The sequence below is a fragment of the Citrobacter sp. S-77 genome, assembly GCF_963864895.1.
Taxonomy (GTDB): Bacteria; Pseudomonadota; Gammaproteobacteria; order Enterobacterales; family Enterobacteriaceae; genus Citrobacter; species Citrobacter murliniae.
The window spans coordinates 1-575 of the sequence record NZ_CAWLWU010000005.1 but is presented as its reverse complement, the minus strand read 5'-3'; the positions used below and the strand labels follow the sequence as shown (position 1 = coordinate 575).

The 575-nt window shown below is 52.0% G+C and carries 1 pseudogene; it reads right to left on the bottom strand.

The annotated features are described in order from the left end of the window. Positions 1-575 (bottom strand): annotated as a pseudogene (locus AACS05_RS24735) (DUF1983 domain-containing protein); the annotation flags it as partial.

The following is a 575-nucleotide window of genomic DNA, read 5'->3' as shown; positions in this document are numbered from 1 at the left end:
TGGTAATGTGGGGGCCGTCAGGCGCTTCAGGAACACGTCGTTCATGAATATCTGGTTGCCCTGCGCCACAAACATCGGCGTTTCATTCCCGTTTGCCGGGTCAATAAATGCGATACGATTGGCGGCAACCAGAAACTGGCTCAGTTTGCCTTCCTCCGTGTCCTCCATGCTGAGGCCAATACCCGCGACATAATGTTTGCCGTCCTTTGGTCTGCTCAATTTTGACAGCCCACATGGCATTCCACTTATCACTGGCATCCTTCCACTCTTTCGAAAACTCCTCCAGTCTGCTGGCGTTATCCTCCGTCAGCTCGACTTTTTCCAGCAGCTCCTTGCCGAGATGGGATTCGGTTATCTTGCCTTTGAAAAAATCCAGGTAACCTTCCGCATCATCGCTCGCCCGACCGACGGCCTCCACGAATGCCGATTTGCCAACGGTGTTCACACTGCGGATATAAAAGTAATAATCATGGCCCGGTTTGATATTGATACTGGCGGCTATCCAGTACAGCGCCGTACCAAGATAACGCGTGCTGGTTCCAACCTGTCTGATATCCGCAATCTGCTTTTCCGAG